This window comes from Cellulosimicrobium composti (assembly GCF_010287905.1).
GTDB classification, from domain to species: Bacteria; Actinomycetota; Actinomycetes; order Actinomycetales; family Cellulomonadaceae; genus Cellulosimicrobium; species Cellulosimicrobium composti.
In genome coordinates, this window is record NZ_JAAFAN010000057.1 from 12,900 (window position 1) to 27,256 (window position 14,357).

The 14,357-nt window shown below is 74.5% G+C and carries 11 protein-coding genes; 6 read left to right on the forward strand and 5 right to left on the reverse strand.

Annotated elements, in window-relative coordinates; all coding sequences use genetic code 11:
* The first annotated feature begins 8 nt into the window (after positions 1 to 8).
* From GYH36_RS15005 to GYH36_RS15015, 3 genes are all read left to right on the forward strand, one after another.
* Entirely contained in the window at positions 9 to 1,190 is a 1,182-nt protein-coding gene (locus GYH36_RS15005) for an ROK family transcriptional regulator (protein WP_162290253.1), read from the forward strand.
* 78 nt (positions 1,191 to 1,268) lie between these two features.
* Positions 1,269 to 1,934, forward strand: coding sequence for a ThuA domain-containing protein (locus GYH36_RS15010; RefSeq protein WP_162290254.1), 666 nt, complete (start codon positions 1,269 to 1,271; stop codon positions 1,932 to 1,934).
* A 40-nt stretch (positions 1,935 to 1,974) separates the two neighbouring features.
* A complete protein-coding gene (locus GYH36_RS15015; RefSeq protein WP_162290255.1) occupies positions 1,975 to 2,892 on the forward strand; it encodes a dihydrodipicolinate synthase family protein in 918 nt (305 codons plus the stop codon).
* A gap of 15 nt (positions 2,893 to 2,907) precedes the next feature.
* Here the strand turns inward: GYH36_RS15015 and ligA are convergent, their stop codons facing one another.
* Positions 2,908 to 5,316, reverse strand: coding sequence for an NAD-dependent DNA ligase LigA (ligA, locus tag GYH36_RS15020; RefSeq protein WP_162290256.1), 2,409 nt, complete (start codon positions 5,314 to 5,316; stop codon positions 2,908 to 2,910).
* A gap of 63 nt (positions 5,317 to 5,379) precedes the next feature.
* On the reverse strand, positions 5,380 to 5,979 hold the full coding sequence (locus GYH36_RS15025) for a M15 family metallopeptidase (RefSeq protein WP_162290257.1): 600 nt from the start codon (positions 5,977 to 5,979) through the stop codon (positions 5,380 to 5,382).
* Between the two features lie 197 nt (positions 5,980 to 6,176).
* Here GYH36_RS15025 and GYH36_RS20100 point away from each other — a divergent pair, with 197 nt between their 5' ends.
* Positions 6,177 to 7,394 carry a sensor histidine kinase gene (locus GYH36_RS20100; protein WP_162290258.1) on the forward strand — a complete coding sequence of 406 codons (1,218 nt, stop codon included), beginning with the start codon at positions 6,177 to 6,179 and terminating at the stop codon, positions 7,392 to 7,394.
* Entirely contained in the window at positions 7,391 to 8,134 is a 744-nt protein-coding gene (locus tag GYH36_RS15035) for a response regulator (RefSeq protein WP_024839233.1), read from the forward strand. The genes GYH36_RS20100 and GYH36_RS15035 overlap by 4 nt, the downstream gene beginning before the upstream one ends.
* Before the next feature lie 7 nt (positions 8,135 to 8,141).
* Here GYH36_RS15035 and GYH36_RS15040 read toward each other — a convergent pair whose 3' ends face one another.
* The 3 genes from GYH36_RS15040 to adhE form a co-directional block, all read right to left on the reverse strand.
* Positions 8,142 to 8,531, reverse strand: coding sequence for a DUF6907 domain-containing protein (locus tag GYH36_RS15040; RefSeq protein ID WP_162290259.1), 390 nt, complete (start codon positions 8,529 to 8,531; stop codon positions 8,142 to 8,144).
* Positions 8,532 to 8,595: 64 nt separating this feature from the next.
* On the reverse strand, positions 8,596 to 8,817 hold the full coding sequence (locus GYH36_RS15045) for a helix-turn-helix domain-containing protein (protein ID WP_024839235.1): 222 nt from the start codon (positions 8,815 to 8,817) through the stop codon (positions 8,596 to 8,598).
* 211 nt (positions 8,818 to 9,028) lie between these two features.
* The gene (gene adhE, locus GYH36_RS15050) at positions 9,029 to 11,773 is read right to left on the reverse strand and encodes a bifunctional acetaldehyde-CoA/alcohol dehydrogenase (RefSeq protein WP_162290260.1); all 2,745 of its coding nucleotides are present in this window, start codon (positions 11,771 to 11,773) and stop codon (positions 9,029 to 9,031) included.
* Between the two features lie 206 nt (positions 11,774 to 11,979).
* Between adhE and GYH36_RS15055 the strand changes: the two genes are divergently transcribed.
* A complete protein-coding gene (locus GYH36_RS15055) occupies positions 11,980 to 14,193 on the forward strand; it encodes a prolyl oligopeptidase family serine peptidase (RefSeq protein WP_162290261.1) in 2,214 nt (737 codons plus the stop codon).
* The last annotated feature ends 164 nt before the right edge of the window (positions 14,194 to 14,357 follow it).

The window sequence follows — 14,357 nt, forward strand, 5'->3', positions numbered from 1 at the left end:
CTGTGCCCATGGAGGAACTGCTGAAGTTCGCGCCGCGCCCGACCGGCGCTGGCGACATGTTCCAGCTGCTCCGGGACGGTCAGCCGCGCACGCGCGCGGACCTCGCAGCGATCACGGGACAGGCGCGGTCGACCATCGCCGCCCGGATCGACCTCCTCATGTCGGCGGGCCTCATCGCGCCTGCGGGCGAGGCGAGCTCGACGGGCGGCCGCCCGCCCGTGACCTTCGCCTTCAGCCCCGAGGCGCGCATCGTGCTCGCGGTCGACCTCGGCGCGACGCACGCGCGGCTCGCCGTCACGGACCTCGCGTCGAACGTGCTCGCGGAGACGGACGCGGCGCTCGCCATCGCGGACGGCCCCGACGTCGTGCTGTCGTGGGTCGCGGACACGGGCGAGAAGCTCGTCGCGACGACGGGGCGCAGCCTCGACGACCTCGTGAGCGTCGGAGTCGGCCTCCCCGGGCCCGTCGAGCACTCCTCCGGCCGGCCCATCAACCCGCCGATCATGCCCGCGTGGGACGACGTCGACGTCCCCGGGATCCTCCAGAAGCGGTTCAACGCGTCGGTCCTCGTGGACAACGACGTCAACATCATGGCGCTCGGCGAGCACCGCACGGCGTGGCCCGCCGTGACGGACATGCTCTTCGTCAAGGTCGCCACCGGCATCGGCTCCGGGATCATCGCGGACGGCGAGCTGCGCCGCGGCGCCCAGGGCGCCGCCGGCGACATCGGGCACGTCGCCGTGCCGAGCGCGGCCGACGTCCCGTGCCGCTGCGGGAACGTCGGGTGCCTCGAGGCCGTCGCGAGCGGCCAGGCCGTCGCCGCCGCGCTCACGGCCGCCGGGCTCGACGCGAGCAACAGCGCCGACGTCGTCGCTCTCGTGCGCGCCGGCGACCTCGCCGCGAGCCAGGCCGTGCGCCAGGCAGGGCGTGACATCGGCTCGGTGCTCGCCGCGTGCGTGAGCCTCCTGAACCCCTCGCTCATCGTCATCGGCGGCATCGTCGCCGAGGCGGGCGAGCACCTCATCGCGGGCATCCGCGAGATCGTGTACCAGCGGTCGCTCCCCCTCGCGACCCAGCACCTGCGTATCGTCACCTCGCAGGCGCGCGGCCAGGCCGGCGTGCTCGGTGCGAGCGCCATGGCTGTGGATCACGTACTCTCGCCCGCAGCGATCGACGCGCTCATCGCCTGAGCGGCGGGGGCGCGGTCGCCGGGGGCCGCCGCCCGCGCACGCGGGCGCGCAGAGTGTGACGAGGCACGAGGAGGAGTCATGACCGAGCGGGACCGTCGAGCGCTGGTGGTCCGGGGTGGGTGGCCCGGGCACGCACCCGAGGAGGCGGCCGAGCTGTTCGTCCCGTTCCTCGAGGCGTCCGGCTTCGACGTGACGCTCGAAGGGTCGCTGGAGGCGTACGCCGACCAGGAGTTCATGGCGGGGATCGACCTCGTCGTCCAGTGCTGGACGATGGGCGAGATCCTCCCCGACGAGATGCGCGGGCTGCGCACGGCCGTCGCCAACGGCACCGGGTTCGCGGGCTGGCACGGCGGCATCGTCGACTCGTTCCGCCTCGCGACCGACTACCTGCAGATGGTGGGCGGGCAGTTCGCCGCGCACGCGCACGACCTCATCGACCACACCATCGAGATCGTGCCCGAGCGTGCCGACCACCCCATCGTCGCCGGGATCGGCCCGATCTCGCTGCACTCCGAGCAGTACTGGGTGCTCGCGGACTCGTACAACGAGGTCCTCGCGACGACGACCATCGTCCCGCGCGACGGCGACCCGTGGCACGAGCCGGTCGTGTCGCCGGCCGTGTGGACGCGACGCTGGGGCGCCGGCCGCATCTTCGTGTGCGCGGCGGGCCACCAGCTCGCCGACCTCGAGGTCCCGCCCGTCCGCACGATCGTCGAGCGCGGCATCCTCTGGGCGAGCCGCTGACGCCCGTCCCGCCGCGCGCCGGGTTCCCTGGACTCGGCGCGTGACCTCGTTCCACGGCCTCCTCGCCTACCCGATCACGCCGCTCGCCCCCGACGGCGCGCCCGACCTCGACACGCTCGGCCACCTGGTCCGCGGTGCCGTCGACGCGGGCGTCGACGGCGTCGTGGTGCTCGCGTCCTCCGGCGCCGGGGTGACGTTCGACGCCGACGAGCGCGACGCCGTGGTCCGTGGAGCGGTCGGTGCCGCGCGGGCCGCGCACTCCCCCGACGGCGCCGCACCGGTGCCCGTGCACGTCGCGGTGAGCGGGTCCTCCACGCGCGAGGTGCTCGCCCGCGCCCGCGCCGCGCGCGACGGCGGCGCGGACGGTCTCGTGCTCGCGCCCTTCTCGTACCTGCCGCTCGACGAGCGGGAGGTCGTCGCCCTGTTCGAGGCCGTCGCCGCCGCCGTCGACCTGCCCGTGTGCTTCTACAACCGGAGCGTGCAGACCGCATACGACCTCACGCCCGACGCGCTCGCGCGGCTCGCGCGCACGACGACCGTGACGGCCGTCAAGGACCCGGCGTCGACGCCCGCGCGGCCGACCGGCCGGGTCGCCGCGCTGCGGGCGGCGACCGCCGGTCTCGGGGTGAGCGTCGGGCTGAGCGGCGACGCCGCGATCGTCGACGGTGCCGAGGCGGCGGACGCCTGGCACACCGGCCTCGCGGCCCTCGTCCCCGCCGACTACGTGGCGCTCCGCCACGCCCGGGCCGCGGGCGCGGAGCCCGACCCGGACCTGCGGGCGTGGCTGCACGACCTCACCGGGGTGCTCGCCGGGATCCGTCCGGTGAGCGGGCTCCACGCGCTCGCGACCCTGCTCGGCGTGCCGACCGCTCCCCCGCGCGGCCCGTCGCTCCCGGTCCCGCCCGACGACGTCGCGCGCCTGCGCGAGGTCGTGGCCCGGCGCCCCGTCGCGACCTGAGGCGGCAGGTGCGCCTCAGGCCTCGGGGTCCGGGTCGGCGTCCGTCCCGTCGCCGCCCACGCGGTCGGCCACGGCCTCGGGGCCGCCGGCGAGGAGCGCGACGAAACCCTCCTCGTCGAGGATCGGCAGGCCGAGGTCGCGCGCCTTCGTCTCCTTCGAGCCCGCGTTCGCGCCCACGACGACGTAGTCCGTCTTCTTCGACACCGACCCCGACGCCTTGCCGCCCGCGGCGATGACGGCCTCCTTCGCGCCGTCGCGGCTGAAGCCCTCGAGCGAGCCGGTGACGACGACCGTCAGGCCGGCGAGCGGGCCCGTCGGCTCCTGCCGGGCACCGGGACCGGGATGGCCGGGGATCTCGAACCGCACGCCCGCCGCACGCCAGCGCTCGACGATCTCGACGTGCCAGTCGACCGTGAACCACTCGACGACCTGGTCGGCGATCACGGGGCCCACGCCCTCGACCGCGGCGAGCTCGTCGCGCGACGCCGCGCGGATCGCGTCGAGCGACCCGAACCAGTCGGCGAGGGCGCGCGCGGCGACCGGGCCGACGTGCCGGATGTTGAGGCTCACGAGGATGCGCCACAGGTCCTTCGTCTTCGCGAGCTCGAGCTCCTCGACGAGCTTCGTCGCGTTCGTCGACGCCTCGAAGAGCGGCTCGCCCGCCTCGATCGCCGCCCGCTCCGCGGCCTTGGAGAGCTTGCGCTTCTTCCGGAACGGCCACACGGACTTGACGGTCGCGGTCGAGCCGTCGGGCATCGTGATCTCGGCCGGCTCGCCCGTGCCGTCGTACTCGCGCGGCAGCCCGGTCTCCGCGTCGCGCACCACGACGCGGATCGGCACGAGCTGCTCGACGCTGAGGTCGAACAGCCCCGCCTCCGTGCGCAGCGGGGGCTCGGCGGGTTCGAGCGGCTGCGTGAGCGCCGCCGCGGTGACCTCGCCCAGCACCTCGATGTCGAGCCCGCCGCGCGAGCCGATGTGCTCGACGCGCCCGCGCACCTGGGCCGGGCACGACTCGGCGTTGGGGCAGCGCAGGTCGACGTCGCCCTCCTTCATGGGCCGCAGCGGCGTGCCGCACTCCGGGCAGTTCGCCGGCATGACGAAGTCCTCGCGCGGGTAGCCGTCGTCCGCGAGCGCCGCGACCGGGCCGAGGATCTCCGGGATGACGTCCCCCGCCTTGCGCAGCACGACCATGTCGCCGATGCGCACGCCCTTGGCACGGACCACGTCCTGGTTGTGGAGGGTCGCCTGGCGCACGGTGCTGCCCGCGACCTTGACCGGCTCCATGACGGCGTACGGCGTCGCGCGCCCCGTGCGCCCGACGCCGACCTGGATGGCGAGCAGGCGCGTGTTGACCTCCTCGGGCGGGTACTTGTAGGCGATGGCCCACCGGGGCGCGCGGCTCGTGGCGCCGAGACGGCGCTGGAGCGCGAGCTCGTCGACCTTGACGACGATGCCGTCGAGCTCGTGCTCGATGTCGTGGCGGTGCTCCCCGAAGTACGCGATGCGGTCCATGACCTCGTCGAGGCCGTGCACCACGCGGTTGTGCGGCGAGACGGGCACGCCCCACTGCTCGAACAGCGCGTACGCGTCGGACTGGCGCGCGAGCTCGGCGTGCTCGCCGGCCTCCCACTGGAGCGCGCCGACGCCGTGCGCGTACATGCGCAGGTTGCGGCTCGCCGTGACCGCCGGGTCCTTCTGCCGCAGCGAGCCGGCCGCGGTGTTGCGCGGGTTGGCGTAGGGGGCCTGGCCCGCGGCGACGAGCTTCTCGTTGAGGGCCGCGAAGTCGGCGACGCCCATGAAGACCTCGCCGCGGATCTCGATGACGTCCGGGTGCGTCGCCGGGTCGCCCCCGAGGCGCTGCGGGATGCCGGCGATGGTGCGCACGTTCGCGGACACGTCCTCGCCGGTGCGGCCGTCGCCGCGCGTGGCGGCGCGCACGAGCCGGCCCTTCTCGTAGAGCAGCGCGATCGCGAGGCCGTCGATCTTCACCTCGCACAGGTAGTCCACGGCCGCGTCGTCGCCCACCCCGAGGTCGCGGTGCACGCGCGCGGCCCAGGCCGCGAGGTCCTCGGCGGAGAACGCGTTGTCGAGCGAGAGCATCGGCTCGAGGTGCTGGACGGTCGCGAAGCCCGCGGCCGCACGCCCGCCGACGCGCTGCGTGGGCGACTCGGGCGTCTGGAGCGCGGGGTGCGCGGCCTCGAGCGCCTGGAGCTCGTGCATCCGCGCGTCGTACTCGGCGTCCGAGGAGACCGGCTGGTCCTCCTCGTAGTACGCGCGCTGGTCGGCCTCGATCTGCGCGACGAGCTCGGACCAGCGGCGCTGCGCACCCGCCTCGTCGAGCTCGGCGGCGGACGTCGCCGCGGGGGCGTCCGGGTCCGTCGCGGTCGGGGTGGTCGGTGCGGACGTCGGGATGCTCTCGCTCACCCGCACATCATCGCGCGGACCGCCGACATCCGCCGCCCCCGCCGCGCTGCGCCGCCCGGGCGCTCAACCCCACCCGTGGGACGCGTCGTCGTGCATCGGCGGGCACGTCCCGCCCGGCTCCGTCGCGGCCTCGAAGTGCCACAGCTCGTTCGCGTACGTGCGGCACAGGCCGAACTCGGCGCCGTGCTGCTCGAGCCACAGCGCACCGTCCGTCGGGCCCACGTCGATCGCGAGGCCCGCCACGTGCTCCGACGTCTCGGGCGGCAGCACCCACCGGTGCGCCTCCTGCGCCGACCCGTAGCGCTCGAGCGCGGCGTCGACGAGCCGCTGCTGCTCCGTGGCGGTGCGCCACCCGGACGTGAGGCTGAGCTCGACGCCGTCCGCGTCGGCGGCGGCGCGCGCGGCGTCGAACCGGCGCTCGAGCTCGGGGTCGAGGCCCGTCGCGGCCGGTGGGCTCGGTGTCGCCGCGGCGAGGGGCGCGTCCCCGCGGTCGGACCCGCGCACCGCGTCGAGCGCTCCCGTGGCCGCCCACCCGAGCGCCGCGGCGACGGCGACCACCGCCACGACGGTGCCCGCGGAGCGCCGGCGCGGGCGGGGACGGCGGCTCGGGACGTGGCGCGCGGGGAGGTCGGGACGGGCGGGACGGACTCGTGTCGTGGTCATGCACCGAGGCTCGCCCGGTCGCCCGCCCCGCCACATCGACCCCTCGGCGACCCGTGCACCCCCGCCGTCCGGCGCACGCGGGCGCGCGCCGTCAGCCCGCGGCCCGACGCGGCTCAGCCCTGGGGCGGAGCCGCGCCCGGACCGGCCTGCCACCCCGGGCTGTCCCGCGGCGACCGGCGCGCGGCTACCGTGGACGCGTGCCACAGCTCACCCGCCTGCCCGTCTGGGCGCAGGACCTCGCGGTCGCGCTCGCCGCGGGCGCCGTGTGGTTCACCGTCATCACCGTGATGGAGAGCGGCGACTACTGGTACCCCCGGAACCCGGAGTCGTACCGCGTGGCGGGCCTGTGGATCGTGCTCACCCTCGCGCTGCGCCGCGTGGTGCCGGGCCCGCTGTTCTGGACGACGGCGATGCTCTACCCGCTCGCCCTGCCGTGGACCATGCAGACGCCGTTCGAGCTGATCCCGCTCCTCGTGGCGGGCTTCGCCGCGACGCGCTCGGGCGCCGTGCCGTGGCCGCTCGCGGCGCTCGCGAGCGGCCTCTCGGCGTTCGCGCTGCAGCTCTGGGAGCGTCCGCACCTCGCGCTCCCCCTGCAGCCCCCCTCGCCGCTGTGGCTCGGCCGGTCGCCGTCCGACGTGCTCGTCGCGCTCGCGCTCGCGCTGGGCGCCGTCGCGGCCGGGTACTTCTTCCGGCGCCTCGCGCTCACGTCGGAGCGCCTGCGCGCGCGCAACGCGGAGCTCCAGGCCCTCCAGGCCGAGCTCGCCGAGCGTGCCGTGCTCGCGGAGCGCACGCGCATCGCGCGCGAGCTGCACGACGTCGTCGCGCACCACATGTCCGCGATCGTCGTGCGGGCGCAGGCCGCGGACCGCGTCGCGGCGAACCGGCCCGACGCCCCCGCCGAGGCCGTGCGCTGGATCTCCGACGAGGGCAAGCAGGCGCTCACCGCGATGCGCTCGGTCGTCCAGGTGCTGCGGCGCGACACCGAGGCCGACGGCGGGACCGCCGCCCTCGCCCCGACGCCCGACGGCACCCGCACCCCCGACGAGCTCCGCGCGGCCGCGCGCCGCCTGCGCGACGCGGGCCGCGACGTCGCACTCACGCTCCCCCACCCCTGGCCGACGACGAGCGCCGAGACCGGCCTCGCCGTCGTCCGCATCGCCCAGGAGGCCCTGACGAACGTGCTGCTGCACTCGCTCGCCCGCGACGTCACCGTGACGCTGACCGACGACGCGCCCGACCTGCGCCTGCGCGTCCACGACGCGGGCCCTCCCCTGCCGAGCACCGACGGCCGCCGGGGCCACGGGCTGACCTCGATGCGCGAGCGCGCGCTCGCCGCCGGGGGCGAGCTCTCCGCCGGGCCGGACGGGCGCGGCGGCTGGACCGTCGAGGCACGCATCCCCCGGGAGGCCGCGTGACCGCCCCCGCACCGGGCGCCGACGGGGCCGGCGCCGCGCTCTCCCCGGTCCGCGTCGTCGTCGTGGACGACCAGGCGACGATCCGGCTCGGCCTGCGGATGATCCTCGACAACGAGCCGGACGTCACCGTGGTCGGCGAGGCCGGGGACGGGGAGACGGCCGTCGCCATGGCGCGAGCCCTGCGCCCCGACGTCGTGCTCATGGACGTCCGGATGCCGCGGCTCGACGGCATCGAGGCGACCGCGCGCATCGTCGCGGATCCCGACCTCGCGGACGTGCGCACCCTCGTGCTCACGACGTTCGACGACGACGAGTACGTGTACGGCGCGCTGCGCGCCGGGGCCGCGGGGTTCCTCCTCAAGGACGCGGACCCGCAGACCCTCGTCGACGCCGTGCACCGCGTCCGCGCGGGCGACTCGCTGCTCGACCCGGCGGTCACCGGTCGGATCATCTCGACGTACGTCGAGCTCGCCCGGCACGCTCCGCTCCCGGGCGCCGACGCCGCGACGGGCGACGCGCCGGCGGGGCTCGACGCGGCGACGCCGCGCGAGCGGGAGGTGCTGCTCGCGGTCGCGCGCGGCCTGTCCAACCGGGAGATCGGCGCAGAGCTGCACCTCACCGAGGCGACCGTGAAGAGCCACGTGCGGTCGCTCCTCACCAAGGTCGGGCTGACGAACCGGGTGCAGCTCGTCATCCTCGCCTACGAGGCCGGGGTCGTGCGGCCGGGCGGCGCCGACTGAGCCCGGCTCACGCCTCCGGGGGCAGGCCCTCCACGGCCTGCCCGAACGCCTCGACGATGCGCCACATGTCTCCGAGCAGGACCTCGAGGCGCTGGTCGAACCCGTCGCCCACGTAGACCCAGGTGTCGTGGGACCCGTCCCGGCGGTGGAGCGACACCACGAGCTCCGACGCCGACCGCTCGTCCCGCTGCACGCCGTCCGAGGACGCGTGCGGCGCGAGGGTCGTCGCGGGCACCGTGAGCTCCGGGCCGAGGTGCTTGCGGTCGTGCGGGTGGTCGCCCTCCTCGTGGACGGCCACGCACCACGGCGGGCAGTCGTCCACCTGCCAGGACGGCCTCCCGAGCGGCGAAGCCCACACTGCTGATCCCCCTGTCGTGCTGTCGAGCACGTCCGTCATGCCGATCACCTCCCCGGCGACGGGACCATGATGCCGGGGGCGTCCGACACGCCGGACCGCGCCGTTACGAAGGCGGTGGACGGAGGAGCGAGACGGGGTCGACGTCGAGCCGCTCGGCGAGCTTCTCGACGGAGCGGAGAGTCAGGTTGCGTTCGCCGCGCTCGACCCCGCCCATGTAGGTCCGGTGGACGCCGAGGAACTCGGCGAAGTCCTCCTGGCTCATCCCGCGGCGGACCCGGAGGGTCCGCAGGTTCTCACCCAGCGCGCGCTGCAGATCTCCTTGCACGCGTGCAACCGTCACCCAGCGCTACTCCTCGGTCTACAGACTTATCGGTATCACTCCCGCTCTCGAACGACCCCCTCCCCCGCGCGGCGAGGGCGCCCGCGGACGCTGCTACTCATAGATAGCACACGCCGCCGGCTCCCGTCACGCGACGGAGCCCGACGGCGGGAGGGGACTCGCGCCGTCGGGCTCCGCTCTCGTGGGACCGGGAGGGTCAGCCGGCCGCCACGCTCCCGGCGGACGGGGTCACCGCCCGCTCGTCCTGCGCGCCCGCGCCCTCGTGGGCCGCGAGGCGCTCGGCACGCACGACCTCGCGGCTGCTGCCGCGGTAGGCCGCGACGAGGATGTCGCGCATGTCCTCCAGGACCGGCATCCGCGGGTTCGCGGGGGCGCACTGGTCCTCGAACGACCGCAGCGCGAGGTCGTCGAGACGGCTCATGAACGCCCGCTCGTCGACGCCCTGCGCGGCGAACGTCGGCTCGATGCCGACCTTGGCCCGCAGCTCCTCGACCGCCGTCGCGTACGACTCGACGCCCTCCTCCGGGGTGGAGGCCGGGAGGCCGAGGTGCTTCGCGATCTCCTGGAACCGCTCCGGGGCCACGTAGCGCTCGTACTTGGGCCAGCTCGTGAGCTTCGTGGGCACCTGGCCGTTGTAGCGGATCACGTGCGGCAGGAGCACCGCGTTGGTGCGCCCGTGCACGAGGTGGAAGGTCGAGCCCACGGTGTGCGCCATGGCGTGCACGATGCCGAGCATCGCCGAGCCGAACGCCATGCCCGCGATGGTCGCCGCGTTGTGCATCTTCTCGCGGGCCTTCGGGGCCGCCGCGCCCTGCGTGACCGAGTCCTCGACGTTCTCGAAGACCATCTTGATCGCCTGCAGGCACAGCCCGTCGGTGAAGTCGTTCGCGTAGACCGAGACGAACGCCTCGGTCGCGTGCGTGAGGGCGTCGAAGCCCGAGTCGGCCGCGAGCTTCGCCGGCATGGTGTCCGTGAGGACCGGGTCGACGATGGCGACGGTCGGGGTGAGCGCGTAGTCCGCGAGCGGGTACTTGAAGCCCGTCTCCGGGTCGGTGATGACCGCGAACGGCGTCACCTCCGCGCCGGTGCCCGACGACGTCGGGATGCACACGAGCTTCGCCCTGCCCCCGAGCTCCGGGAACTTGTACGCGCGCTTGCGCACGTCGAAGAACTTCTCGCGCATGTCGGCGAACTCGATCTCCGGGTGCTCGTACCGCAGCCACATGACCTTGGCGGCGTCCATCGGCGAGCCGCCGCCGATCGCGATGATCGTGTCCGGCTCGAAGTCGCGCATCGACTCCGCGCCGCGGTTCACGGTCCCGACGCTCGGCTCGGGCTCGACCGCGTCGATGACCTGGATCGCGACCTTCTCCTCGCGGCGGGCGAGGACGTCGAGCACGCGGTCCACGACGCCGATGCGGCTCATGACCTTGTCGGTGACGATCGTGACGCGGTGCACGTCGCGCATCTGCGCGAGGTACTGGATCGAGTTGGGCTCGAAGTACGTCTTGGCCGGCACCTTGAACCACTGCATGTTGTTGTTGCGCCGCCCGATCCGCTTGACGTTGATGAGGTTGACCGCCGAGACGTTGTTCGACACCGAGTTGGCGCCGTAGCTGCCGCAGCCGAGCGTGAGCGACGGGAGCAGCGCGTTGTAGATGTCGCCGATGCCGCCGAGCGACGTCGGGCTGTTCCAGAGCACGCGCACCGCCTTGACGCGCGAGCCGTACTCCTCGACCAGCGCCTCGTCCGCCGTGTGGATCGCGGCGGAGTGCCCCAGGCCGTCGAGCTCGACCATGCGCTCCGCGAGCCGGACGCCGTGCTCGGTGTCGCGCGCGCGCAGGACGGCGAGGACGGGCGTGAGCTTCTCGCGGCTCAGCGGCTCGTGGGGGCCGACGTCGTCGATCTCGGCGAGGATGATCGACGTGTCGTCGGGGACCTCGAAGCCGGCCTCGCGCGCGATCCAGGTGGGCGACTTGCCCACGACCTGCGGGTTGAGCCTGGCGCCGGCGCAGTTCGCGCCCGTCGCCTCGACGCCGAAGATCAGGCGCTCGAGCATCGCCTTCTCGGCCGGGGTCGCGCGGTAGGCGTGCAGGCGGGCCAGCTCCCGCATCGCGTCGTCGTAGACGACGTCGTCGAGGATGAGCGCCTGCTCCGACGCGCACACCATGCCGTTGTCGAACGCCTTCGACATCACGACGTCGTTGATCGCGCGGCCGAGGTCGGCGCTCTTCTCGACGTAGGCGGGGACGTTGCCCGCGCCGACGCCGAGCGCCGGCTTGCCGGCCGAGTAGGCCGCGCGGACCATGCCGTTGCCGCCCGTGGCGAGGATGAGCGCGACGCCCGGGTGGTGCATGAGCGTGTTCGTCGCCTCGATCGACGGGTGCTCGACCCACTGGATGCAGTCCTCCGGTGCGCCGGCCGCGACCGCGGCCTCGCGCACGATGCGGGCCGCCTCGACCGACGAGCGCTGCGCGCTCGGGTGGAACGCGAACACGACGGGGTTGCGCGTCTTGAGCGCGATGAGCGACTTGAAGATCGTGGTCGACGTCGGGTTGGTCACCGGCGTCACGGCGCACACCACGCCGACGGGCTCGGCGATCTCGACAACGCCCGTGAGCTCGTCGCGACCGATGACGCCGACGGTCCTGAGGTTCGCCATCGAGTTGGGCACGTGCTCGCACGCGAAGATGTTCTTCGTCGCCTTGTCCTCGAACACGCCTCGCCCGGTCTCGGCGACGGCCATCTGCGCGAGGTGGCCGTGCTGGTGCAGGCCGGCGACGGACGCCTTGAGGACGATCCGGTCGACGTCCTCCTGCGTGAGGCTCATGAACTGCTCGAGCGCCTTGCGGGCGCGCTCGACGAGGACGTCGATCTCGTGAGTGGTGCGGGTGTCCTCGGTGCGGGTCTCGGTCGTCGTGCGGGCGCTCGTCGCGCTCATGCGTCCCCTCCGGTGCCCGGGCGGGCGTCGGCCGCGGGTGCTGCCGGGGACGGATTGCCCCGGCTCCTTCAGCGGTCTCTCTACTTGTGAAGACTTTCACAAGATGCCGGTCCCCACAAGGTCTCCGCCGCGGTGCGGGCCCAAGGTCCCGCCGCCCTCGTGACCTCCGCACCACCACGCGCGCCGTCGCCGTAGGGTGGGTGACCATGACCGCCGAGCAGACGACGAGCCCCTCCCGCACACCCGAGAGCTCCGGCCAGGCCGTCCCCGCCGACCACGCCGCGGCGCACGACCCCTACCTGTGGCTCGAGGACGTCGACGGCGACGAGGCCCTGGCCTGGGTCCGGGCGCGCAACGCCGAGGTCGCCGCGACGCTCGAGACCGCCGACGAGTTCACGGCGACCGAGCGCGCGATCCGCGAGGTGCTCGACTCCGACGCCAAGATCCCCGAGGTCTCGAAGATCGGCGACCGGTACTACAACTTCTGGCGCGACGCGCAGCACGAGCGCGGCGTCTGGCGCCGCACGACGCTCGACTCCTACCGCACGGACGAGCCCGAGTGGGAGACCGTGCTCGACCTCGACGCGCTCGCCGCCGCCGAGGGCGAGTCCTGGGTCTGGCACGGCGCGACCGTCCTGCGCCCGACGCCCGAGCAGCTCGCCGCGGGCGAGCCGTGGCGCCACGCGCTCGTCGAGCTCTCCCCCGGCGGCTCCGACGCCGACGTCACGCGCGAGTTCGACCTCGTCGAGAAGCGGTTCGTCGCGCCCGAGGAGGGCGGCTTCCTCCGCGCCGAGGCGAAGGGCTCGCTCGGCTGGCTCGACGCCGACACCGTGTACGTCTTCACCGACTTCGGGGAGGGCACGCTCACGCCCTCCGGCTACCCGCGCGTCGTCAAGCTCTGGACGCGCGGCACCCCGCTCGAGGACGCCGTGACCGTCTACGAGGGCACGGACGAGGACATGTACATCTCGGCCTGGCGCTCGCACACGCCCGGGTTCGAGCGCGACTTCGTGCACCGGTCCAAGGCCTTCTACTCCGACGAGCTCTACCTCGCCGAGAACCCCGGGACGCCCGAGCAGCGCCTGACGAAGATCGACGTGCCGGACTCGGCCGAGGTCGGCGTGCGCCGCGAGTGGATGCTCGTCGAGCTGCGCGACGACTGGACCGTCGGCGGCACCACCTACCGCGCGGGCTCGCTCCTCGCGGCCCGCTTCGACGACTTCCTCACGGGCGACCGCGGCTTCACCGTGCTCTTCGAGCCGAGCGCGACGACGTCGCTCGCGGGCGCCACGTGGACGCGCCACCACCTCGTGGTCAACGTCCTGGACGACGTGAAGAACCGGCTGCACGTGCTCACCCCGCCGGACGCCCCCGCGACCGCCGGCGACGGGACGCCCGCCGGGCAGGACGCCGCGGACGCGCCGTGGGTGCGCTCCGAGCTCCCCGGACTGCCCGCGCTCGGGACGGTCGCCGTCGGCGCGGTCGACCCCGTCGACTCCGACGACCTCTGGCTCGTCACGACCGACTACCTGACGCCCACGACGCTCTCGCTCGTGTCGCTCGGCGACCACCCCGGCGAGGCGGGCGCGCCCGAGGTCGTCAAGTCCAACCCCGCGTTCTTCGACGCCGACGGCATGACCGTCGCGCAGCACTTCGCCACGTCCGACGACGGCACGCGCGTGCCGTACTTCGTCGTCGGCCGGGCGGACCTCGTCGAGGGCACGGGCGCCGCCCCGACGCTGCTGTACGGGTACGGCGGCTTCGAGATCTCGCTCACCCCCGCCTACTCCGGCGCGCTCGGACGGGCCTGGCTGGCGCAGGGCGGCGTCTACGTCGTCGCGAACATCCGCGGCGGCGGCGAGTACGGCCCCGCCTGGCACCAGGCCGCGCTCCGGGCGAACCGCCACCGCGCCTACGAGGACTTCGCCGCCGTCGCGCGCGACCTCGTGGCCCGCGGGATCACGACGCCCGAGCACCTGGGCATGGAGGGCCGCTCCAACGGCGGCCTGCTCGCCGGGAACATGCTCACGCAGTACCCCGAGCTCTTCGGCGCCGTGATCGTCGGCGTCCCGCTGCTCGACATGCGCCGCTACACGAAGCTCCTCGCCGGCGCGTCGTGGGCCGCCGAGTACGGCGACCCGGACGACCCCGAGCAGTGGGAGTTCCTCCGCACGTTCTCGCCGTACCACCTGTTCGACCCCGAGCGCGACTACCCGCCCGTGCTGTTCACGACGTCGACCAAGGACGACCGCGTCCACCCCGGCCACGCGCGCAAGCTCGCCGCGGCGATGCTCGCCGCGGGCAAGGACGTCACGTACTACGAGAACATCGAGGGCGGCCACGGCGGCGCCGCGAACAACGCCCAGGCCGCGCACATGGCCGCGGTGCACTACCGCTTCCTCGCCGAGCGCCTCGCCTGAGGGGGCGCTCCTGCCGCGTCGAGCAGGTGGTCCCGGGGGGGGGGGGGGGGGGGGGGGGGCGGGGGCCCCGGGGGGGGGGGGGGGGGGGGGGGGGGGGCCGGCGCGGGGGGGGGGGGGGGGCCCCCCCCCCCCCCCCCCCGCGGGTGCCGGCTCAGTGGTGGAAG